This window comes from Candidatus Scalindua japonica (assembly GCF_002443295.1).
GTDB lineage: Bacteria > Planctomycetota > Brocadiia > Brocadiales > Scalinduaceae > Scalindua > Scalindua japonica.
In genome coordinates this window covers 1-25,981 of record NZ_BAOS01000010.1, presented here as the reverse complement: position 1 = coordinate 25,981, position 25,981 = coordinate 1, and the positions used below count along the sequence as shown (strand labels likewise).

At 43.3% G+C, this 25,981-nt stretch carries 8 protein-coding genes and 1 pseudogene; all 9 read left to right on the top strand.

Annotated elements, in window-relative coordinates; translation table 11 throughout:
* Positions 1 to 6 precede the first annotated feature (6 nt).
* The gene (locus SCALIN_RS06185; RefSeq protein WP_096893536.1) at positions 7 to 8,400 is read left to right on the top strand and encodes an SDR family NAD(P)-dependent oxidoreductase; all 8,394 of its coding nucleotides are present in this window, start codon (positions 7 to 9) and stop codon (positions 8,398 to 8,400) included.
* Positions 8,401 to 8,417: 17 nt separating this feature from the next.
* The gene (locus SCALIN_RS06180) at positions 8,418 to 13,397 is read left to right on the top strand and encodes a type I polyketide synthase (protein WP_096893535.1); all 4,980 of its coding nucleotides are present in this window, start codon (positions 8,418 to 8,420) and stop codon (positions 13,395 to 13,397) included.
* Positions 13,304 to 17,473 carry an SDR family NAD(P)-dependent oxidoreductase gene (locus SCALIN_RS06175; protein WP_096893534.1) on the top strand — a complete coding sequence of 1,390 codons (4,170 nt, stop codon included), beginning with the start codon at positions 13,304 to 13,306 and terminating at the stop codon, positions 17,471 to 17,473. Before SCALIN_RS06180 ends, SCALIN_RS06175 begins: the two co-directional genes overlap by 94 nt.
* On the top strand, positions 17,466 to 18,704 hold the full coding sequence (locus tag SCALIN_RS06170) for a hydroxymethylglutaryl-CoA synthase family protein (protein WP_096893533.1): 1,239 nt from the start codon (positions 17,466 to 17,468) through the stop codon (positions 18,702 to 18,704). The genes SCALIN_RS06175 and SCALIN_RS06170 overlap by 8 nt, the downstream gene beginning before the upstream one ends.
* A gap of 10 nt (positions 18,705 to 18,714) precedes the next feature.
* The gene (locus tag SCALIN_RS06165) at positions 18,715 to 19,500 is read left to right on the top strand and encodes an enoyl-CoA hydratase/isomerase (protein ID WP_096893532.1); all 786 of its coding nucleotides are present in this window, start codon (positions 18,715 to 18,717) and stop codon (positions 19,498 to 19,500) included.
* Entirely contained in the window at positions 19,479 to 20,243 is a 765-nt protein-coding gene (locus SCALIN_RS06160; RefSeq protein ID WP_203415376.1) for a polyketide synthase, read from the top strand. The genes SCALIN_RS06165 and SCALIN_RS06160 overlap by 22 nt, the downstream gene beginning before the upstream one ends.
* A 148-nt stretch (positions 20,244 to 20,391) precedes the next feature.
* Positions 20,392 to 22,515: a type I polyketide synthase gene (locus tag SCALIN_RS06155; RefSeq protein WP_162532178.1), complete on the top strand. Its 2,124-nt coding sequence runs from the start codon at positions 20,392 to 20,394 to the stop codon at positions 22,513 to 22,515.
* The gene (locus tag SCALIN_RS06150) at positions 22,470 to 25,172 is read left to right on the top strand and encodes an SDR family NAD(P)-dependent oxidoreductase (protein ID WP_096893530.1); all 2,703 of its coding nucleotides are present in this window, start codon (positions 22,470 to 22,472) and stop codon (positions 25,170 to 25,172) included. The genes SCALIN_RS06155 and SCALIN_RS06150 overlap by 46 nt, the downstream gene beginning before the upstream one ends.
* Position 25,173: 1 nt before the next feature.
* Positions 25,174 to 25,981 (top strand): annotated as a pseudogene (locus tag SCALIN_RS06145) (beta-ketoacyl synthase N-terminal-like domain-containing protein); the annotation flags it as partial.

The window sequence follows — 25,981 nt, the reverse complement described above, 5'->3', positions numbered from 1 at the left end:
CATATTATGAAAGTACTGGCAATTAATTCCAGTCCTAGAAAAGAAGGTCAGAGTAGGACCAAATTGATGCTGGACCATTTGGTTATAGGGATACGTGATGCCGGAGGTGAAGTGGAGGTTGTGGACCTGCCAAATAAAAAAGTCAACAATTGCGTCGGTTGTTTTTCCTGTTTCAATATAAAAAATGATATATGCATTTATAAGGATGATATGGTGACAGAGCTGGTCCCTAAGTGGCTGGAATCTGATCTCGTTATTTATGGGACCCCTGTATATGGTTTCAGTATTAATGCGACCTTAAAAACATTTGTTGAACGACTGCTTCCATTATATGTTTATGTATCTGAAAATGAATCAAATTTTGAAAGTGCAGATACACTTCTTTTACGTGGTGGACATAGACACCCTTCAATAGCAGTTCTTGCAGTGGCTGGTATACCCGACGCTTTCGCTTTTGATGAAGTTTCCCATTATGTAAATCACGTGTGGGGCAAAGTTCTTGTAGCTGAGATTTACAGGCATGGAAGCACATTAATGACTCTTCCTTTTTTTAAGGATAAAGTAAGTGACATTCTTGATGCTACAATACAAGCTGGACGTGAGCTTGTTCGTTTTAAAAAGATTTCATCAGAGACAATGGCGCGAATCAAGCAGCCACTCCATGATGATCCTAAATTTGTTAAAAATGTTGCTGACTCTCATCTCACATTACTTCCTTCGATACCAATAACTGCTGATAACACAGAAAATCAATCGAAACATAGTAGTATTAATTTGAGTGAATTAATACAAAGAAAACCTGAAAAAGTAATGCAGTATTTTGATATTTTGGTTAATAGTCTATCAAAAGAAATGATTCGGCCTACCAGCTATAAATCATTCCCATCTTTAAAAATTGATCAGGCATATGAATATATGGACAACAGCAAAAATATTGAAAAAGTTGTAGTAACATTTCCTGACGCTACTACATCTGATCAAAACAAGATAAAAGCCGGAGGTCCTTCAGTAAATACATCCAAATCTCTTGGTCCTGATGATAATTTTCACGGCCCAGTTAGAACTTCTTCCGAAGCCATTGCTATCATTGGGATGAGTGGACGGTTTGCCAGATCAAAAACATTGGACGACTTATGGGAGCATCTGTCACAGGGTACAGATTTAATTGAAGAAGTATCACGATGGGACCTATCGAAGTATTTTTCAGGTTTTTCGGGGGGAAAGACGAATTATTGTAAACATGGCAGCTTTTTAGAGGGTATAGATCAATTTGATCCTCTCTTTTTTAAGATATCAGGACTTGAAGCAGCCTATATGGACCCTCAACAGCGTTTCTTTTTAGAGGAATCCTGGAAGGCATTGGAGGATGCGGGGTATGCAGGTGAAGGTGTCGTGGGACGTCAGTGTGGTGTTTATGTAGGATGTGGTGCAGGTGATTATCAACAGCTATTTAACGATAATGCTCCAGCGCAAGCGTTTTGGGGGAATGCAAGTTCAGTAATTCCCGCTCGAATTGCCTATTATCTGGATCTTCAAGGGCCTGCTATTGCCATTGATACGGCTTGTTCCAGTTCGTTAGTGGCTATACATCTGGCTTGTCAAGGCTTATGGGCCGGGGAAACTGAATTGGCATTAGCAGGCGGCGTGTTCATTCAATCTACACCTTGGTTTTATAAAGTAGCAAATCGAGCAGGGATGCTGTCTCCTACAGGGCGCTGCCATACCTTTGACAGTAATGCCGATGGTTTTGTTCCGGGAGAGGGAGTTGGTGTGATTGTGCTCAAACGACTCCAAGAAGCACTTGATTCCGGCGATCGTATTTATGGTGTGATTCGAGGATCAGGAATTAATCAAGACGGCACAACCAATGGTATTACAGCGCCGAGCGCGAATTCTCAGGAGCGGTTAGAGCGCCATGTATATGATACCTTTCATATTCATCCAGAACAAATCCAGATGGTAGAGGCACATGGAACAGGGACGATATTAGGAGACCCAATTGAGTATGATGCACTGACCCGCGCATTCAGGAAATACACGGATAAGAAAGAATACTGTGCGATTGGATCAATCAAAACTAATCTTGGACACCCGGCCGCTGCAGCAGGGGTTGCTGGTGTCATGAAGGTTTTATTGTCTTTAAAACACAGACAAATTCCGCCTTCACTCCATTATCAGCTTGGCAATTCGAATATTCAGTTTAAAGATGGCCCGTTTTACGTGAATACGCGTCTTAAAGAGTGGAATATCTCGTCCCATTCTAAACGCTGTGCGGTAATAAGCTCATTTGGGTTTAGTGGGACCAATGCTCATATGGTCATTGAAGAAGCTCCCAATGTAGAAAGGCGACACTCAAGGAAGCCAGGTTATTTAATTGTATTATCCGCTTGTACTTCTGAACAGTTACGACAGCAAGTTGCTCAAATGCTTGCCTATTGTGAACAAGGTACCCAGGTAGACTGTGGGAATATGAGTTATACTCTGTTGCTCGGAAGAAAGCACTTTAATCATCGATTAGCATGTGTGGTTCGCAGTCGGGATGAACTTATGAAGCTCTTTAAAAAATGGCTTGAAAAGGGCAAGGTGTTACAAATCTATATTTCAAAACTGCATGAAAACGAACATCGGACACATCTCTCCTTGAAACGGTACGGGAATGAATGCATTCGAAAGTGTCAAAATACAGATCGTGCGAGTGACTATTTAGAACATTTGTCTACGATTGCAGATTTATATATACAGGGATATACGTTAGATTTTGAAAAATTATTTACAAACGAACAGTATTCCAGAATTTCATTGCCTACTTATCCTTTTGCCAGGGAACGGTATTGGGTGCCTGAAATCGAAAACCAGAAGTCAGAAATCCGAAGTCAGAAGTCAGAATTTATTCACCCGCTATTGCATAAAAATACGTCAGACTTCTCGGTACAACGTTTCAGCTCAACCTTCACAGGTTATGAGTTTTTCCTGGCGGATCATGTGGTGAAGGGCCGGCGTGTCTTGCCCGCCGTTGCGTATATAGAGATGGCCCGTGTAGCGGGTCAGTTAGCGGCAAATAGTGATATTATAAAGATCAGGAACGTAGTATGGTCCAGTCCTGTTCGTGTCAATAGTGTTGCCCGGGAAGTTTCGATAAGTCTGTATCCTGAGGGTAATCATATAGCCTTTGAGGTGAGCAGTTCGGAAGAAGGTTGTGAATGTATGGTGCACAGTCAGGGGGGGCTTGATGTGGGAGATTATGGTCTGCAGACCAGGCCAAAGTCTCTGGATATAGACGGTGTCCTGTCGAGGTGCAGTAAACGGTTGCAAGGTGTGGACTGTTACAAGGCATTTGCCAATCTGGGCCTGGACTATGGTTCTTCGTTTCAGGGGATAGAAGACCTGAGTTACAATGCCGGTGAAGCTTTAGCCAGACTGAAGTTGCCTGATAGTGTTACAGGAGAGGCAGATCAGTTTGTTTTACACCCGAGTCTTCTGGATGGTGCGTTGCAGTCGGTAGCTGGATTGATAGCAGGCAATGCAGGGTCCCGTTCTCAAGTGATACTATTACCCTTTGCCTTGAGTGAGGTAATGATATATGGACAGATACCTGGAAGTGCTTACGCTTATGTAAGGTATAGTTCCGGTGCAGACCCGCAGGGTAAGGTGTTTAAGTATGATATAGATATTACCGATAGTCAGGGTCAGATAGTGGTTGTTTTAAAGGAATTTGTGGTAAGGGCTTTAGAGAAGAAAGAGACTTCAGGTAAGCCATCTGCTACACAAGCCGGGCAAGGGTTGCTTTATACAACTACCGTGTGGCAGGAACAGCCGATGCAAAGCATTCCAGCTCTGGAATCATCTCTTGTGGATAGGCTGATTATAGTTGATATTCATGATGGGGGGCTTCTTGAAGCTCTTGCATCGGTGTATCCTGAGACTGAAATAATCAGTTTCGCACCTCTGGGCAAAGTAATTGACGATGCCGTTGAGGCGAAGTTTATTGAGGTTTTTGATAAGATTAAGAGTTGTTTAGAAGCTAAGACTAAGCGTGTGCAACAGATACTTATTTTGGTACCAGACACAGAAGAGCGTTATTGCTATGCGCCTCTTGCTGGTCTTATAAAGACTGCGTATTTAGAGAACCCCCGGATACGTGGTAAGGTTATTTATTATCCTGAAAAAATCACAGATCACGAGCAGCAACTTCTGACCATACTCAAGCAAGAGTTACATCCTTCTGCTGATCAGGATATTGAAGTACTCTATAGTGCGGGTATTAAAAAACGGCAGGTCAAGCGGTTGATTGAGGTAAAGTTACCTTCACAGGATACAGATACAGGCCAATTAATCAAACCGGGTGGAGTTTACTGGTTGACGGGCGGTTTAGGTGGCTTAGGGCGAATATTTGTACAACATTTAGGTGATACAAATGGAGTGAAGTTAATTGTGAGTGGTCGATCGAAACTTGATGGAGAAAAGCAAAAGTACCTTTCTGAGTTACAACAAGAAGGTGTTGATGTTACCTACATACAGGCAGATATTAGTAAGGGATCTCAGATAAAAGCAGCGTTAAAGACCATTAAAGAGAAGTATGGCAAGTTAAACGGGATCATTCACAGTGCCGGTATTATACGTGATGCATTTATGCAGAAGAAGACGAATGATCAGATCAAGGCTGTATTTGCGCCCAAGGTAAAAGGCGCCATCAAGCTGGACAGAGTGACAATGGATGAAGAGATAGATTTTATGGTTTTCTTTTCATCGGTAGCGGGGGTGTTGGGTAATATTGGACAGAGTGATTATGCGGGAGCGAATGCGTTTCTGAATGAGTTTGCGGTATATCGTCAGGGTCTGGTAAATGAGGGTAAGCGTTGTGGTAAGACACTGTCCATTGGCTGGCCGTTATGGCGAGATGGTGGCATGAAGGTGGATAAAGCGATAGAAGAGATAATGGAGAAGACGGTTGGGATGGTCCCGCTGCAAACGGTAGCAGGGGTTAGTGCATTTGACAATGCGTTGAAGAGTGGCAATGGGCATGTGATGGTAATGGAAGGAGATTTAGAAAGGATTAGGTCGAGGCTGCATTTACAGGAGTCATTTCAACCAATGAAGGTGCAAAAAGTATTATCAATACCGCCACAGGCCAATACGAATGGCCTTTTGGAGAGGGTGAAAGAAGGGTTGGTGCGTGGCGTATCAGATTTACTGAAGGTAAAGAGAGAGGATATTGGTCTTGATGTAGAGATGAGTGATTATGGGTTTGATTCGATTATGTTGACGGAGTTTGCCAATAAGATGAACCAGGAGTATGAGGTAGAAGTGAACCCTGCGGTATTTTTTGAACATCCGACGTTGGGTTCGTTTGCGGAGTATCTGGTTGAGAATCATGGAGATTTTCTTGCTGCGAAATATAAAGTAGGCGCAGAATCAGTAGCGGAGTGGAACATAACCACAGAAACGGTCCATGGAGGAGTGGGTCTGAAATCCAGGCGGTCCAGGTTTATAGGAGATTCCTTTAATGTTATGGGAGCAGTAGAGAAGGAAGCAGGGCCGATAGCGGTAATAGGGATGAGTGGAAGGATGCCGAAGAGTAGGGATTTGGATGTATTCTGGAAGAATTTGGAGGAGGGAAAAGACCTGATCAGTGAAATACCTGAAGATCGTTGGGACTGGCGTGATTATTATGGAGATCCGCAGAATGGGGTGAATAAGACGAATATCAAGTGGGGAGGATTTATAGATGATGTGGACAAGTTTGATCCCCTGTTTTTTGATATTTCGCCTAAGGAGGCCGAGTTGATGGACCCTCAGCAAAGACTTTTTCTAGAAACCGTATGGCAAGTGATAGAGGATGCAGGTTATAAGCCATCTGATCTGTCAGGTACGAAGACGGGGTTATATGTAGGAGTGGCAACGAGTGACTATGAGACGATTATACATCATAATGGTAGCAATGAAATTGATGCTTATACCTCAACGGGTCTTGCGCATTCGGTATTGGCGAACCGCATATCGTATATCCTCAATATTCATGGGCCGAGTGAACCGATAGACACGGCGTGTTCGAGTTCGCTGGTAGCGATACATAGAGCTGTGCAATCGATACAGGCCGGAGATTGTGAGATGGCGCTGGCAGGGGGGGTGAATGCTTTGTTGTCGCCTGTTTTATTTATATCTTTCAGTAAGGCCGGAATGCTGGCGCCTGATGGCAGGTGTAAGTCATTCAGTAAAGGTGCTGATGGGTATGTGAGGGGAGAAGGAGTAGGAGCGGTCCTTTTAAAGCCATTAAGCAGGGCGGTATCTGATGGTGATCATATATATGGAGTTATAAGGGGAACGGCCGAGAATCATGGTGGTCATGCCAATTCACTGACTGCGCCGAACCCGAATGCACAGGCAGACTTAATAATGAAGGCTTATGAGAGGGCTGGTGTCTCACCAGACACGGTGACGTATATAGAGGCCCATGGTACTGGTACTGAGTTGGGCGATCCTGTCGAGGTGAATGGTTTGAAGAAGGCGTTTAGTGAATTATACAGAAGATTTGACTGTGTGCAGGAGAGAAGTAATTATTGCGGTATTGGGTCTGTCAAGTCGAATATAGGTCATTTAGAGGCAGCGGCCGGTATAGCAGGGGTTTTAAAAGTGCTTCTGTCGATGAAGCATAAAAAGATCCCAGCCACGATTAATTATAAAGAGCTTAATGTTTATATAGATTTAAAGGACAGCCCCTTTTATATAGTGGATAAGACGATGGGTTGGCAACAGCTGAGGGATGAGAATGATAATGTAATATCGAGGAGGGCGGGTGTAAGTTCTTTTGGATTTGGAGGCTCAAATGCCCATGTCATAGTTGAAGAATACGTTTCGGAGGAACCCCATAACAGTGGTTTAATAGAAAAAAACTCTGCTCGTCCCATATTATTGGTGTTATCGGCCAGGAATAGAGAACGTCTTAAGAACTATGGTGAGAGACTACTACAATTTATAAAAGACCAAGAACATAAAGAAGCAGAAGGATTTAATCTTTCTGATATTGCCTATACGTTACAGGTGGGACGTGAAGCGATGGACAGCCGAGTGGCCTTTCTAGTGAAAGAGGAGAAAGGTCTTATAAATAAATTGGAATCTTTTGTTGCAGGTAAAGACGATATAGAAGATTGTTATACGGGAGAAGTTAAGAGAAACAAGGAAACCTTAACGGTCTTTACGGCTGATGAAGATACCAGAGAGTTGATAGCTAAATGGATAGCTAAGGGCAAGCTTGGCAAGCTGGCTGAACTATGGGTCAAGGGACTTGTGTTAGACTGGGACCTACTCTATGGCCAGCAGAGGCCGAAAAGGGTAAGTCTACCCACATATCCTTTTGCCAGGGAGCGTTACTGGCTTCCTGAAACTGATACTAAAATGATTGTTGAGGGAAATGGCGGTGTACCCAGATTGCATCCATTGTTGGGGCGCAATACCTCGGATTTAACCGAACAGCAGTTTACGACGCGATTGACCGGCAGGGAATTTTTCTTAACTGATCATCGGATACTGAATGAGAAGGTGTTACCGGGCGTAGTCTATATAGAAATGGCCCGGGCAGCGGGCCAGTTGGCGACGAACAGTGATATATTAAGGATCAGGGACATAGTATGGGCAAGTCCTATTCGTGTAAATAGTGTAGATCGGGAAGTTTCTATAAGTTTGTATCCCGAGGGTAATCATATCGCCTTTGAGGTTAACACCGCTGGAGAAGGTGGTAATCGTGTGGTGCACAGTCAGGGGAGGCTTGAGGTAGGAGATTATAGCCTGCAGGCCAGGCCAAAGTTACTGGATATAGAAGGTGTTCTATCGAGGTGTAGTAAACAGTTGCAAGGTGAGGACTGTTACAAGGAATTCGCCAGTCAGGGCCTGGACTATGGTCCTTCGTTTCGGGGGATAAAGGGCCTGAGTTACAATACCAGTGAAACTTTAGCCAGACTGCAGTTGCCTGATAGTGTTACAGGAGAGGCAGAGCAGTTTGTTTTACACCCGAGTCTTCTGGATGCTGCGGTCCAGTCGATAGCTGGGTTGATGGCAGGCAATGTAGAATCCCGTTCTCAAGTGATACTATTGCCATTTTCATTACGTGAGGTAATGATATATGGACCGATACCGGAGAGTGCTTACGCTTATGTTAGGTATAGTCCCGGTGTAGACCGGCAGGGTAATGTATTAAAGTATGATATAGATATTGCCGATAGTCAGGGTCAGGTTGTGGTTGTTTTAAAGGAATTTGTGGTAAGGGCAATCTTAGATGTTTCGAGGGAAGAAGATTTCATTAGTAATGACATTGATTTGATGTTGCATCAATTAGTTAACAGGTTAAAAAATGGAAAGCTTTCAGTTGATCGGACTTATAAAATCATAAAAAATTTTGAGCTATAATCGGGTAATATTTAGCTATGGATGTGAAAGAAATTCTTGAGAAAGTTAAAGCACACAAAATTAATAATGAAACAGCTGTTTCATTATTAAAAAAAATTATAAAAGTATCTAATAATATTAAATCAAATGATACTCTGTATACAACTACTGTGTGGCATGAGCAATCCCTCCAGAGCAGTTCAGCTCGGGAGTTGTCTCTTGTGGATATGTTTATCATAGTTGATAGTCAGGACAAGGCGCTTCTTGAAGCCATTGCATTAGAGTATCCGAAGGCTGAAGTGATCAATTTCACAGCTCGTGGTAAAGCAATTGACGAGGCCGTTGAAACCAGATTTATTGAGGTTTTTGACAAGGTTAAGAGTTGTTTGGAAGCTAAGCCAAACCGTGTGCAACAGATACTTATTCTGGTGCCCGACACGGAAGAGCGTTATTGCTATGCGCCACTTGCGGGCCTGATAAAAACGGCACACATCGAGAACCCCCGGATACAGGGTAAGGTTATCTATTATCCTGAAATAGCTATAGACCATACGCAGCAACTTCTGTCCATACTCAAGCAAGAGTCAACCGCTTCTACTGATCATGATATTGAAGTGCGTTATAGAACTGATCTCAAGAAGCGTAAAGTTAAACGTCTGACTGAGGTAACATTGCCTGCACAGGCAGCTGATCCTGCCAGGTCCGTTAAGCCTGGAGGGGTTTACTGGATAACGGGAGGTTTAGGTGGTTTAGGACGTATATTTGCGCAACATCTGGGTAAAACAAAAGAAGTGAAGTTAGTTGTAAGTGGCCGATCGAAGCTTGATGGTGAAAACGAGAATCACCTTTCTGCATTGCAACAGGCAGGTATTAGTGTCAGCTATATACAAGCGGATATTAGCAAACGGGACGATACTGCAACGGTAATTAAAACCATTAAAGAGAAGTACGGGAGACTCAATGGGGTTATTCACAGTGCTGGTGTTATCCGTGATGCGTTTATATTAAAGAAAACAGAAGACCAGATCAAAGCGGTTTTATCGCCTAAAGTGAGCGGGGCTATCAATTTGGATATAGCTACAAAGGACGAGCGGCTGGATTTTATGATATTTTTTTCATCCCTTGCGGGTGTATCAGGCAGCATAGGTCAGAGTGACTATGCTGGGGCGAATGCCTTTCTGGACGCCTTTGCTGCATTTCGTCAGGGGCAGGTTAAGGATGGTAAGCGTTATGGTAGAACGTTGTCTATCGGCTGGTCGTTATGGCGAGATGGTGGAATGCAGGTAGATGAGCAGGCAGTGCGGATGATGGAGCAGGTGAGTGGGATAGTGCCGTTACAAACAGAGGCGGGGGTTGATACATTTGATCGTGCACTTGGGTCTGACTATGGACATGTGGTGGTGTCTGATGGTGATCTTGTTAAGATGCGTGATACGCTTTTAAGACAAAGTGATATGTCAGGCCAGACAAAATTGAGAGGACACGGGCCTAAGCAAAAGACAGTTGCCGATACAGACCAGAAAGAGCTGGAAGAAAAAGCGGTAAGTTATTTTAAAAAGCAGTTGTCTTCTACCTTAAAGATACCAGTACAGCGTATTGATGCAGATACCCCGTTTGAAAAATTTGGTATAGATTCAGTTATGATTATGAATTTGACAGGCCAGTTGGAAAAGGCATTTGGCCCATTATCAAAGACCCTGTTTTTTGAATATAGAAACATAAATGAAATGGCCGGTTATTTTATAAAATCGCATCAGGGGCTTTTAGTACAGATTTTAGGCGTTGGTAACGCGATACAGACTTTCACTGATAAACAAACTGATGACGTGTTGTCATTATCTTCCTTTAAGCGTGGCCGTTTTGCGCAGTTAAAAGCAGTGAGCAGTAAAGGAGAAGAGTCAGGCCCATTAGATATTGCGATTATCGGTGTCAGTGGTAGATATCCCGGGGCCAGGGACCTTCAGGAGTTCTGGGAGAACCTTAAGTCTGGACGAGATTGTATTACTGAAATACCCAGAGAGCGTTGGGACCATAGTAAGTATTATGATGCAGACAAAAGCACTATGGATAAAATCCATAGTAAATGGGGTGGTTTTATTGATGATGTGGATAAATTTGATCCCTTGTTTTTCAATATTTCACCCCGGGAAGCGGAATTTATAGATCCTCAGGAAAGGTTATTTCTGGAAACAGTATGGGAGACTCTGGAAGATGCCGGCTATACCCGGGAATTTTTGAATGCCCGCAATGGTAATGGTTTGCCGGGAAATGTTGGGGTCTATGCTGGTGTGATGTATGAGGAGTATCAATTGTTTGGAGTTGAAGAGGGTCTGAAAGGTCGAGTGATGGCTTTATCTGGTAGTCCGTCAAGCATAGCCAACCGTGTGTCTTATTTCTGTGATTTTCATGGTCCCAGTATGGCGGTGGATACGATGTGTTCCTCCTCTTTGACTACGATACATTTAGCTTGTCAGAGTTTAAAAACAGGAGATTGTGAATTGGCATTGGCGGGTGGGGTGAATGTTTCTATTCATCCCAATAAATATATTGGGTTAACACAGGGCAAGTTTATTTCCAGCAAGGGTCGTTGTGAAAGTTTTGGTCAAGGAGGAGATGGCTATGTGCCTGGTGAAGGTGTGGGTTGTGTGTTGTTAAAGCCGTTACAAAAGGCCATTGATGATGGAGATCATATTTATGCAGTAGTTAAAGGCACTGCAGTAAACCATGGTGGCAAGACGAATGGATATACGGTGCCTAATCCCAACGCCCAGGGGACTGTGATTGGTGATGCTATTAAAGAATCGAGGGTCAATCCACGGCATATCAGTTATATTGAGGCCCATGGTACAGGGACATCGTTAGGAGATCCGATAGAGATAACAGGTTTATCGAAGGCGTATCAGACATTTACTGATGACAGTCAGTTTTGTGTTATTGGCTCGGCCAAATCGAACATTGGGCATTGTGAATCAGCGGCAGGGATAGCAGGTCTTACCAAGGTTTTATTACAACTTAAGTACCGGAAGCTTGTTCCTTCGTTACACTCTGAGACCTTAAATCCCAATATTGATTTTAGTCAAACACCTTTTGTTGTCCAGCAGGAGTTTGCCGAGTGGGAAAGGCCAGTAATTAAGGAGAATGGTCAGGAGAAGGAATGTCCAAGGATAGCAGGTATTTCTTCCTTTGGGGCCGGAGGTTCGAATGCCCATGTTATTGTTGAAGAATACGTTTCTGAGGGCTCCCCTGACAGCGGTTTAATAGAAGAAAACGCTGCTCGTCCAGTATTAATGGTATTGTCGGCAAGGAATGGGGAGCGTCTGAAAAACTATGCTGAAAGACTGCTCCGGTTTATAGAGGGTCGGGAACAGAGAGAAACTGAATGTTTTAATCTTTCTGATATTGCCTATACGTTACAGGTGGGACGTGAAGCGATGGACAGCCGGATGGCCTTTCTGGTGAATGACGAGAAAGGTCTTATAAACAAATTGGGGTCTTTTGCTGCAGGTAAAGACGATATAGATGATTGTTATACGGGTGAAGTTAAGAGAAACAAGGAGACCTTAACGGTCTTTACGGCTGATGATGATATAAAAGAGGCAATAGACAAATGGGTTGCGAAAGGTAAGCTAGGCAAACTGGCTGAGCTATGGACCAGGGGGCTTGTTTTAGACTGGGACCTGCTCTATGGTGAGCAGAGGCCGAAAAGAGTAAGTCTGCCCACCTATCCATTTGCCAGGGAGAGGTATTGGGTGCCTGAAGCTGGCGCAGAAGTTATTGCTGAGGGAAATGGCGGTGTGTCCGTATTGCATCCATTATTGGGGAGCAACACATCTGATTTAACAGAGCAACAGTTTACGACACGGCTGACCGGTGGAGAGTTTTTCTTAAAAGATCACAGGGTCCAGGATGAGAAGGTGCTGCCTGGGGTTGCTTATATAGAGATGGCTCGTGCCGCGGGTCAGTTGGCGACAAAGAGTGATGTTGTAAGGATCAGGAACATGGTATGGTCCAGTCCTGTTCGTGTCAATAGTGTTGCCCGGGAAGTCTCTATAAGTTTGTATCCTGAGGGGAATCATATAGCCTTTGAGGTGAGCAGTCCGGTAGAAGGTGATGAACGTATGGTGCACGGTCAGGGGAAACTTGAGGTAGGAGATTGTAGCCTGCAGAACATACCGAAATCTCTGGATATAGAAGGTATTCAATCGAGGTGCAGTGAGCTGCAGCAAGGAGTGGACTGTTACAAGGCATTTGCCGGTCGTGGTCTGAACTATGGTCCTTCATTTCAGGGTATAGAAAGTCTGAGTTACAATGATAGTGAAGCGTTAGCCAGGCTGAAGTTGCCTGATATTGTTACAGGACAGGCAGAGCGGTTTGTTTTACACCCTAGTTTACTGGATGGTGCTTTGCAGGCGGTAGCCGGGCTGGTGGGTGGCAATGCAAAGACCGGGCCTCAAGTGACACTACTCCCCTTTGCTTTGAGTGAGGTGATGATTTATGGTCCGATACCTGAGAGTGCTTACGCCTATGTGAGGTATAGTCCCGGTGTAGACCCGCAGGGTCAGGTACTGAAGTATGATATTGAGATTACGGATGAGCTGGGACAGGTGGTGGTTAAGCTAAAGGAGTTTACGGTCAGGGTATTGCAGGATGCGAGGCCTTCGGTCCAACTCTCCACGGCCCAGGCTGAGCGAGGAGTTCTTTATACCACGACTCAGTGGTATGAGCAGTCCCTGCAAAGCGGTTTGGCCCAGGGGACTGGCGTTGTAGAGAGTCTGGTCATCGTTGATAGTCAGGAGGAGGCGCTTCTTGAAACCATTGCACTGGAGTATCCGAAGGCTGAAGTGATCAGTCTCGCTCCTCGATGCAAAGCAATCTACAAGGTCGTTGAGACCAGATTTATTGAGGTTTTTGATAAGATCAAGAGTTGTTTAGGAGCTACGCCAAATCGTGTACAACAGATACTTATTCTGGTGCTGACACGGAAGAGGGTTATTGCGATGCGCCCCTTGCGGGCCTGATAAAGACGTTACAATTAGAGAGTCCCCGGACACGTGGTAAGGTTATCTATTATCCTGAAATAGCTATACGCCATAAGCAGCATCTTCTCTCCATACTCAAGCAAGAGTCAAACCTTTCTGCTGATCATGATATCGAAGTGCGTTATAGTGAAGATCTCAAGGTGCGTCAAGTTAAACGTCTGGTTGAGGTAAAATTACCTGTACAGAATACAGGAGCAGTGCAATTAATCAAACCAGGTGGTGTTTACTGGCTGACGGGAGGATTAGGTGGATTGGGGCGCATATTTGCACTGCATTTAGGTAAAACAAAAGAGGTGAAGTTAGTTGTAAGCGGTAGATCTGCGCTTGATGGAGAAAAGCAGAAGTATCTTTCTGCGTTACAACAGCAGGGTATTAGTGTGAGCTATATACAAGCGGATATTAGTAAGGAGCCACAGATAAAAGCAGCGTTAAAGACGATTAAAGAGGAGTATGGTAAGTTAAACGGTATCATTCATAGCGCTGGTGTTATCCGTGATGCGTTTTTCCTGAAGAAGACGCATGATCAGATCAAAGCGGTTTTATCGCCTAAAGTGAGTGGGGCTATCAATTTGGATATAGCGACAAAGGACGAGCGACTGGATTTTATGATATTTTTTTCATCCCTTGCGGGTGTTTTAGGTGGTATAGGGCAGTGTGATTATGCGGGAGCGAATGCCTTTCTGGACGCCTTTGCTGTATCTCGTCAGAGGCGGGTTAAGGATGGTAAGCGTTATGGTCGAACGTTGTCCATCGGCTGGCCGTTATGGCGAGATGGTGGTATGCGGGTAGATGATCAGACAGTGCGGATGATGGAACAAGTAAGTGGGATGGTACCGTTGGGAACAGAGGCGGGAGTTGATGCCTTTGATCGTGTGCTGGAGTTTGACTATGGTCATGTGGTGGTTGCGGAGGGGGAAATTGGTAAGATGCGATCTAAACTGTTATTAAAAGGGCCTTCTCCGTCGACGGAACCGGTGCCATTTGCATCTGCGCTTCCTCAAAATAAAACAGATGAGTTACTTGAGAAGGTGAGGCAGGAGCTTGTTAAGGAGGTATCTGATGTATTAAAGGTAAAGAAGGAGGAGATTGATTTTGATGCCGAGATGAGTGAGTATGGGTTTGATTCTATCACCTTAACAGAATTTGTTACGAAGGTGAATCAAGAGTATCGTATTGAACTTATGCCTACGGTATTCTTTGAGCAGTCAACGTTGGGATCGTTTGCTGACTATCTGGTTGAGGAATATGGAGAGCTTCTTATTGCCAAATATCAATTAGGTGCAGCATCAGTAGTGGAGCGAGACATAATTACAGAAACGGAACAGGAAAGTGTACAACTGAAATCCATGCGGTCCCGGTTTATTGGACGGTCTCTTAAGATTATGGGAGCAGTAGAGAAGGAAGCAGTGCCGATAGCCGTAATAGGGATGAGCGGCAGGATGCCGATGAGTAATGATCTGGATGTATTCTGGAGGAATCTGGAGGAAGGAAAAGACCTGATCAGTGAGGTCCCGGAGGACCGTTGGGACTGGCGTGATTATTATGGAGATCCGCAGAATGAGGTGAATAAGACGAATATCAAGTGGGGAGGTTTTATTGAAGGTGTGGATAGATTTGATCCCCTGTTTTTTAGTATTTCACCCAAGGAGGCGGCGCTGATGGACCCTCAGCAGAGGTTGTTTTTAGAAACCGTCTGGCAGACGATAGAAGATGCGGGATATAAAGCAACTGATCTGTCGGGGACGAAGACCGGGTTATATGTAGGAGTGGGATCGTTTGACTATGCAACTATTTTACAGGAGAGTGGAAATAAAGAAATTGGTGCTTATGCATCAACGGGTCTGGCCCATTCGGTATTGGCGAACCGCATATCGTATATACTGAATATTCATGGGCCGAGTGAGCCGATAGACACGGCGTGTTCCAGTTCTCTGATAGCGATACATAAAGCGGTGCAATCGATACAGGCGGGAGATTGTGATATGGCGCTGGCAGGAGGGGTGAATGCGTTATTGTCGCCTGCTTTATTTATATCTTTTGATAAGGCCGGGATGTTGTCACCTGATGGCAGGTGTAAGACCTTCAGTAAAGGTGCTAATGGGTATGTGAGGGGAGAAGGAGTAGGGGCGGTCCTTCTAAAGCCGTTAAGCAGGGCAATAGATGATGGCGATCATATATACGGAGTTATCAGAGGTACGGCTGAGAACCATGGCGGTAGGGCAAATTCATTGACTGCACCTAATCCAAATGCACAGGCGGAACTACTGAAGGCAGCATATCGCAAGGCAAACATTGATCCTCGGACAGTGGGTTATATTGAATTACATGGGACTGGGACGGCGCTTGGTGATCCAATAGAGGTAAATGGTTTGAAGGAGGCCTTTAAGGAGTTATATGATGATTATGGACAAAAGGAGGTAAAACAAGCTCACTGTGGACTAGGCTCAGTTAAAACTAATATAGGCCATTTAGAGACAGCAGCAGGGATAGCAGGGGTTTTAAAAGTACTTTTGGCTTTGAAGCATAAGAGCATTCCTGCCAGTTTACACTGTGAAGAGGTCAATCCATATATTGAACTAAATAATAGCCCTTTTTATATAGTTAAAAAAACACAGGAGTGGGGAGTGATTATGGATGAGAGTGATCAGCCCTTACCCAGGCGTGCAGGAGTAAGCTCCTTTGGCTTTGGTGGTGCTAATGCACACGTGATTCTTGAAGAATACACTCCAGAGCAACACCATAATAGTCCTGTAACAGAGATAAATACTTTTCATTCTGCTTTAGTGGTTTTGTCAGCCAGGGATGGAAAGCGTTTAAACGCATATTGTGAGACCTTGCTTGAGTTTATAAATAGACAAAAGATTAACATGGCTAACGCTTTTAATCTTGCTGATATTGCCTATACACTGCAGGTGGGTCGTGATGCAATGGACAGCCGTGTGGCCTTTTTGATCAAGGACGAGAAAGACCTGATCTGTAAATTGAATGCCTTTGTTGCAGGCAAAGAGTATATAGAGGGTTGCTATACAGGTGAGGTGAAAAGGTATAAGGATGCCTTAGCAGTCTTTGTAGTTGATGATGACCTAAAAGAGGCTATAGATAAGTGGATAGCCAAGGGTAAGCTTGGTAAACTGGCCGAGCTTTGGGTTAAAGGGCTTGTGTTAGACTGGGACCTGCTCTATGGGGAACAAAGACCTAGACGGATAAGTTTACCAACATATCCATTTGAGAAGAAAAGTTATTGGTTTGATGCTTATATAAAACAGCAGGACCAGGTACATAAAACAAATACAAAAGTTGCGACATTGACAGAATCAAAACCTTTGAAAGTAAGGCTAACTTCGTTAAATACATATGCCAATAATACTGTCCGTGATCTAGACCAAACAGGGGAGTTTGCAGCAACAAACATAGAATTTGATAGAACAGAGGTACCGGAAAACCCTTCAAAGACATTAACCATAGTTGAGAAAATGGATAGTTTTACTGCTCCAGAAGTTACATCTGAAACGCAGATAAGTGGTCAGAAGTATCAAGAGGAAGACATAATAAATAAATTAAATGGAATGTTGGTGTCTTATCTATATCTTGAAGAAGGAGATGTTGATAAGGACAAAAAATTTGTTGATTTAGGATTGGATTCGATTATAGGGGTTGAGTTAGTTAAACAACTGAATAAAGAATATGGAATAAATATCAAAGCAACAAAATTGTATGACTATCCAACTATACATGATTTAGCACAATATTTAATTCGTGTTTTAACTGATAGGGCCCAATCATCACAGCAAAGCCAGGATATTACTGTATCTAAAGGGCAAGATCAAATAGGAGATTCATTCAATAATAAAATCCAATTAAACACTCTATCCTCAGGGCCTCAAAAAATAAAAAAGGAAATAGATGATGAAAGAATAAAAGAATTAGACATAGAAAAAGAGGTCATTTTGGAAAGAAATGATGATTTGCAAGTAGAGGGGGTTTTAGAAAAATTTGTAAAAGGGAATTTATCTTTAGAAGAAACAATGGGTTTATTGGATAAAAATGATGACTGAAGTAGGTATAGAGGCATTAAATGTTTATGGAGGAGAAGCTTTTTTAGATGTTGCAACGTTAGCTAAAGAGCGCAATTTAGATATGGTCCGTTTTGAAAATCTATTAATGCTGCAAAAAACAGTTGCACTTTATTATGAAGATTCTGTTTCTTTTGGAATAAATGCGGCCAAGCCCATTATTGACGAGTTAAGCGAAGAGGAACGCAGCCGCATTGAATTAGTGATTGTGTCTACAGAATCAGCCGTAGATTTTGGCAAATCATTGAGTACATATGTACATCATTATTTAAAATTATCTCGTCACTGCCGTTTGTTTGAAATTAAACAGGCATGTTATGCAGGTACAGCTGCTTTTCAAATGGCTGTTGGTTTTGTGTTATCACAGACGTCCCCTGGTGCGAAAGCCTTGGTAGTCTCTACTGACATCTCGCGTATGTTTCCAGAGATGAGGGGGCTTTATCATGAACCAAGCGGTGGGGCGGGTGCAATTGCATACTTAGTGAGTGATCAACCTAAAGTATTCAGTTTAGACATAGGTGCCACTGGATATTACGGATATGAGGTGATGGATACTTGTCGTCCTACTCCTGACCATGAATTCGGTGATGCGGATTTATCTTTGCTCTCTTATTTGGATTGTTGCGAAAATGCCTTTCTGATGTATCAGGACAGAGTAGAAGGGGTTGATTATCAAGATACTTTTGATTATCTGGCCTTTCATACTCCCTTTGGTGGTATGGTCAAAGGCACACATCGCACCATGATGCGAAAATTTAAAAAGGCAACTCCATCAGAGATTGAACAGGATTTTCAGGTACGGGTACAGCCGTCTCTGAGTTATTGTCAGCGAGTTGGTAATGTGATGAGCGGGACGGTTTTTCTGGCCCTGGCCGGGCTGATTGATAATGGCGACTTTCCTACACCAAAACGAGTAGGTGTTTTTTCATATGGATCAGGGTGTTGTTCAGAATTTTACAGTGGTGTTGTAACATCTTCTGCGAAGCAGATACAGGCGCATCGTCAAATCGGGAAAACCCTGAGTGAACGCTATGAATTGAGCATGGAAGAGTATGAAGCCATGTTTGATTACAATAAGGTAGTCAGATTTGGGATTAAAGATGTGGTTATACAAAAAGGTTTGTTACCAGGTGTGGACGATCACTTCCTGGGCAGAGGTCGGTTGGTGCTTTCAGAAATTAAGAATTTTCATCGTAAGTATGAATGGATGTAGGTGACAAAAAATGTCTTATCAAACCTTGAAACTTAAAGAGCAAAGGCTGCTATTGAGGGTCCAGCTTTACCGTCCTGAGGTGCAAAATAGTCTTAATGCGATACTTATTGAGGAACTTTATCAGGTATTACAGATTGTTGATCAGAATAACGAAATAAAGATTGTCTTGATTGAAGGATTACCAGATGTTTTTTGTACTGGAATGGATTTTGAAACAATTACTAAATCTGATGAGAATCCAGGTGAGGATTTAACAGCACAAAATACCAATTTGTATTATGAGATACTCAAATGTTTCAGCCGTAGTGAAAAAGTGATTATCTCGATGGTCCGGGGAAAAGTAAGTGCAGGTGGTATAGGTCTGGTTGCTGCAAGTGACCTGGTAATTGCGGATCCAACTGCAGAATTTGGCCTGTCAGAACTTTTATTTGGACTCGTTCCTGCATGTGTTTTACCTTTTTTGATTCGACGTGTTGGGTTTCAAGCGGCATATCGTATGGCGTTGACAACGCAGTCCATTTCGGCATCAAGGGCCTATGAGATAGGACTTGTGGATGATATTCACGAAAACCTTGAAAGTCAACTTCGTAAATATATTATCCGTTTGTCTCGTTTAGAGTCACAGAGTGTCAAGACATTGAAAAGATACGTTAGTCAATTGTGGATCATTGAGGCAAAGACACAAAATTTAGCTGTTGGACAGATTACGGAATTATTAACTGACCCACAGGTTAGGGCTAATATTAGAGCATTTGTCCAGGATGGAATTTTTCCGTGGGAGAGCAAATCATCTTAGCACATAAAGTAGTAAGATATAGAGAGGTAGAAGACGGTATTGTCATCATTGAAATGTTGGACAAAGAACATCGTAATATGTTCTCAGAGAATCTTATAAAAGGCTTAATAAGCTGTTTTTCACGTGTTCGGGATAACTCTAATATCAAAGTTGTATTATTAACAGGGTATGATAATTATTTTTGCTCAGGAGGTACAAAAGAGGAGTTATTAAAGATTTATACTGGAGAATTGAACTTTAATGACTTGGATTTTTTTCATTTGGCCCTGGATTGTGATGTCCCTGTTGTTTCAGCTATGCAGGGGCATGGAATTGGTGGAGGGCTGGTGTTTGGCATGTATGCGGATATCATCGTAATGGGTAGAGAGAGTGTGTATTCAGCAAATTTTATGAAATATGGTTTTACTCCAGGATTGGGGGCCACGTTGATACTTCCAGAACGGCTGGGGACTTCTTTAGCACATGAGATGATGTTATCTGCGAAAAATTATCAGGGCGGTGAATTGGAGCAAAGAGGCATCCCATTCAAAGTCGTGCCGCGAAAAGAGGTTTTTACAATTGCAATGCAGATGTCTAAAGAGTTGGCTGATAAACCCAGGACATCGCTAATCGCTATGAAAAAACATTTGACTCAGCATCTTCGCGCTCGATTGCCAGAGACCATAAGAGAAGAACTGAAAATGCATGAATTAACATTTCATCAACCAGAAGTGAAAAGCCGTATTGAGGAGCTTTTTGGTTAATGAATAAATGGTAAACTACTTTTTTAAAAAAAAGTAGAATCTTACACTGGGGTGCTGGTTAATAAGAGGTAAATAGATGAGGAAAGAGGAAATATTAAAAAAACTAAAAAGCGGCAGACTTTCTATTATAGAAGCTAAACAGGCCCTTTTGAATTTAAAAAAGAAAAATGAACAAGGTTCTTCTCCTTCTCAGCCTGGTTATTCATCACTACCCGAATATAAAACAGCCGGAAGAAGTGAAGAGAGCATGCACATTAAACAAATAGAGGACCAAATAGATATAAAGTTAAAATCAAATCTTGTTTCGAAAAATGAGGATAATAGTATTGAGAAAAATAGTAAGGGGCCAGTTACTTCAAAGAGTGATGAGCAAGGTTTTGCTATTATTGGCTTATCATGCAGATTTCCAGGGGCAAGTAATGCTGATGAATTCTGGTATAATCTCAAAGATGGGGTAGATAGTATTACTGAAATTCCTGAAGGGCGTTGGAGTGAAAAAGATTGGTTTAACCCTGATAAAAACAGTTTAAATACATCATATACAAAGTGGGGTGGATTTCTAGATAATGTTGATAAATTTGATCCTTTGTTTTTTAATATTTCACCTGCTGAAGCTGAATTTATAGAACCACAACAAAGAATATTTTTAGAAGAAGCATGGAAGACATTTGAAGATGCCGGATATTCATTAGAGGTATTAAATGAAAAAAAATGTGGTGTTTTTGTAGGTGCTATTGGTGGTGATTATGTAAAAAGATTATCAGAAGCTGCTCTTTCTACTAGTGGTCAAGCATTAATGGGGACATCTTCTGCAATTTTAGCAGCCAGAATTTCGTATTTTTTAAATCTTACAGGTCCTGCCGTTACTATAGAAACCGCGTGTTCTTCATCACTTGTAGCAATTCATCAAGCTTGTCAAAGCCTCAATACTGGAGAAAGCGACTTGGCGCTTGCCGGAGGTGTTACATTGATGCTGACGCCTTTACTTCATATTATGACTAGCCAGGTGGGCATGCCATCACCGGAAGGACGTTGTAAGACTTTTGATAAATCTGCATCAGGTATTGTGTCTGGAGAAGGATGCGGTGTGGTTTTATTGAAAAGATACAATGATGCTGTACGTGATAATGACAATATTTATGCAGTTATAAAAGGGTCTGGAATAAATCAAGATGGTAAAACAAATGGAATAACAGCCCCTAACCGTCTGTCTCAATTAGGCTTACAGACGGGTGTTTATGCAAAATTCAAGATAAACCCGAGAACAATAAGCTATGTTGAAGCACACGGAACAGCAACTCCATTAGGTGACCCTATTGAAGTGGAAGCTTTAACAGATTCTTTTTTCGAATATACACCTGATAAACAGTTTTGTGCTATTGGGTCCGTTAAAACCAATATTGGTCATACTGGCTGGGCTGCTGGTGTAGCTGGTGTGATTAAGGCGGTTTTATGTCTCAAAAATAAAAAGCTTGTTCCTTCTTTGCATTATCAGCAATCTAATGAAAACATAGATTTCGAAAATAGCCCTTTTTATGTGAACACCAAACTAAAAGACTGGACAACGGATGACAGTAGCCTCAGAATGGCCGCAGTAAATTCATTCGGTATAAGTGGTACCAATGCTCATATGGTGATAGAAGAAGCCCCTCAGAGAGTGGCACAATATCCTGAGTTCAAAAAACCCTCTTATCTGATTTGTCTATCGGCTAAAACCATGAAAGCCTTAGATCAAAGACTAAAGGACTTGCAAGGGTATCTTCAAAGGATATCGAGAGTAGTGTCATCAGTATCAGAAAAATCATTGCTTGCCAACATGAGCTATACTTTGCTGTCAGGTCGTAGTCACTTTAATCACCGTTGTGCTATAGTTGTAAAAGATCTGATCCATCTTAAAGAGACATTACGGGGGGCGATTGAACAAAAGAGTGCAAAGAATGTACTAAGAAATAGTATAGTAAGACAAGATCGTAAGCAAATTGCTTTAAAGAAATATGGCAATCAATTAATAGAGACATTATCTGTTTCAAATGAAGAAGACTATCAAAGCTACCAGGATAATCTTCTTGCATTAGCTGATTTATATGCTCAAGGCTATGAATTGGCATGGGAACCGTTGTTTAAAGAAGGTATACACTTACGTATACCACTGCCCACCTATCCATTTGCCAGGGAGAGGTATTGGGTGCCTGAGAGGCCTAAGTTATTGCTGAGGGAAATGGCGGTGTGTCCGTATTGCATCCATTATTGGGGAGCAACACATCTGATTTAACAGAGCAACAGTTTACGACACGGCTGACCGGTGGAGAGTTTTTCTTAAAAGATCACAGGGTCCAGGATGAGAAGGTGCTGCCTGGGGTTGCTTATATAGAGATGGCTCGTGCCGCGGGTCAGTTGGCGACAAAGAGTGATGTTGTAAGGATCAGGAACATGGTATGGTCCAGTCCTGTTCGTGTCAATAGTGTTGCCCGGGAAGTCTCTATAAGTTTGTATCCTGAGGGGAATCATATAGCCTTTGAGGTGAGCAGTCCGGTAGAAGGTGATGAACGTATGGTGCACGGTCAGGGGAAACTTGAGGTAGGAGATTGTAGCCTGCAGAACATACCGAAATCTCTGGATATAGAAGGTATTCAATCGAGGTGCAGTGAGCTGCAGCAAGGAGTGGACTGTTACAAGGCATTTGCCGGTCGTGGTCTGAACTATGGTCCTTCATTTCAGGGTATAGAAAGTCTGAGTTACAATGATAGTGAAGCGTTAGCCAGGCTGAAGTTGCCTGATATTGTTACAGGACAGGCAGAGCGGTTTGTTTTACACCCTAGTTTACTGGATGGTGCTTTGCAGGCGGTAGCCGGGCTGGTGGGTGGCAATGCAAAGACCGGGCCTCAAGTGACACTACTCCCCTTTGCTTTGAGTGAGGTGATGATTTATGGTCCGATACCTGAGAGTGCTTACGCCTATGTGAGGTATAGTCCCGGTGTAGACCCGCAGGGTCAGGTACTGAAGTATGATATTGAGATTACGGATGAGCTGGGACAGGTGGTGGTTAAGCTAAAGGAGTTTACGGTCAGGGTATTGCAGGATGCGAGGCCTTCGGTCCAACTCTCCACGGCCCAGGCTGAGCGAGGAGTTCTTTATACCACGACTCAGTGGTATGAGCAGTCCCTGCAAAGCGGTTTGGCCCAGGGGACTGGCGTTGTAGAGAGTCTGGTCATCGTTGATAGTCAGGAGGAGGCGCTTCTTGAAACCATTGCACTGGAGTATCCGAAGGCTGAAGTGATCAGTCTCGCTCCTCGATGCAAAGCAATCTACAAGGTCGTTGAGACCAGATTTATTGAGGTTTTTGATAAGATCAAGAGTTGTTTAGGAGCTACGCCAAATCGTGTACAACAGATACTTATTCTGGTGCCTGACACGGAAGAGGGTTATTGCGATGCGCCCCTTGCGGGCCTGATAAAGACGTTACAATTAGAGAGTCCCCGGACACGTGGTAAGGTTATCTATTATCCTGAAATAGCTATACGCCATAAGCAGCATCTTCTCTCCATACTCAAGCAAGAGTCAAACCTTTCTGCTGATCATGATATCGAAGTGCGTTATAGTGAAGATCTCAAGGTGCGTCAAGTTAAACGTCTGGTTGAGGTAAAATTACCTGTACAGAATACAGGAGCAGTGCAATTAATCAAACCAGGTGGTGTTTACTGGCTGACGGGAGGATTAGGTGGATTGGGGCGCATATTTGCACTGCATTTAGGTAAAACAAAAGAGGTGAAGTTAGTTGTAAGCGGTAGATCTGCGCTTGATGGAGAAAAGCAGAAGTATCTTTCTGCGTTACAACAGCAGGGTATTAGTGTGAGCTATATACAAGCGGATATTAGTAAGGAGCCACAGATAAAAGCAGCGTTAAAGACGATTAAAGAGGAGTATGGTAAGTTAAACGGTATCATTCATAGCGCTGGTGTTATCCGTGATGCGTTTTTCCTGAAGAAGACGCATGATCAGATCAAAGCGGTTTTATCGCCTAAAGTGAGTGGGGCTATCAATTTGGATATAGCGACAAAGGACGAGCGACTGGATTTTATGATATTTTTTTCATCCCTTGCGGGTGTTTTAGGTGGTATAGGGCAGTGTGATTATGCGGGAGCGAATGCCTTTCTGGACGCCTTTGCTGTATCTCGTCAGAGGCGGGTTAAGGATGGTAAGCGTTATGGTCGAACGTTGTCCATCGGCTGGCCGTTATGGCGAGATGGTGGTATGCGGGTAGATGATCAGACAGTGCGGATGATGGAACAAGTAAGTGGGATGGTACCGTTGGGAACAGAGGCGGGAGTTGATGCCTTTGATCGTGTGCTGGAGTTTGACTATGGTCATGTGGTGGTTGCGGAGGGGGAAATTGGTAAGATGCGATCTAAACTGTTATTAAAAGGGCCTTCTCCGTCGACGGAACCGGTGCCATTTGCATCTGCGCTTCCTCAAAATAAAACAGATGAGTTACTTGAGAAGGTGAGGCAGGAGCTTGTTAAGGAGGTATCTGATGTATTAAAGGTAAAGAAGGAGGAGATTGATTTTGATGCCGAGATGAGTGAGTATGGGTTTGATTCTATCACCTTAACAGAATTTGTTACGAAGGTGAATCAAGAGTATCGTATTGAACTTATGCCTACGGTATTCTTTGAGCAGTCAACGTTGGGATCGTTTGCTGACTATCTGGTTGAGGAATATGGAGAGCTTCTTATTGCCAAATATCAATTAGGTGCAGCATCAGTAGTGGAGCGAGACATAATTACAGAAACGGAACAGGAAAGTGTACAACTGAAATCCATGCGGTCCCGGTTTATTGGACGGTCTCTTAAGATTATGGGAGCAGTAGAGAAAGGAAGCAGTGCCGATAGCCGTAATAGGGATGAGCGGCAGGGATGCCCGATGAGTTAATGATCTGGATGTATTCTGGAGGAATCTGGAGGAAGGAAAAGACCTGATCAGTGAGGTCCCGGAGGACCGTTGGGACTGGCGTGATTATTATGGAGATCCGCAGAATGAGGTGAATAAGACGAATATCAAGTGGGGAGGTTTTATTGAAGGTGTGGATAGATTTGATCCCCTGTTTTTTAGTATTTCACCCAAGGAGGCGGCGCTGATGGACCCTCAGCAGAGGTTGTTTTTAGAAACCGTCTGGCAGACGATAGAAGATGCGGGATATAAAGCAACTGATCTGTCGGGGACGAAGACCGGGTTATATGTAGGAGTGGGATCGTTTGACTATGCAACTATTTTACAGGAGAGTGGAAATAAAGAAATTGGTGCTTATGCATCAACGGGTCTGGCCCATTCGGTATTGGCGAACCGCATATCGTATATACTGAATATTCATGGGCCGAGTGAGCCGATAGACACGGCGTGTTCCAGTTCTCTGATAGCGATACATAAAGCGGTGCAATCGATACAGGCGGGAGATTGTGATATGGCGCTGGCAGGAGGGGTGAATGCGTTATTGTCGCCTGCTTTATTTATATCTTTTGATAAGGCCGGGATGTTGTCACCTGATGGCAGGTGTAAGACCTTCAGTAAAGGTGCTAATGGGTATGTGAGGGGAGAAGGAGTAGGGGCGGTCCTTCTAAAGCCGTTAAGCAGGGCAATAGATGATGGCGATCATATATACGGAGTTATCAGAGGTACGGCTGAGAACCATGGCGGTAGGGCAAATTCATTGACTGCACCTAATCCAAGCCTCGCACTTAAAA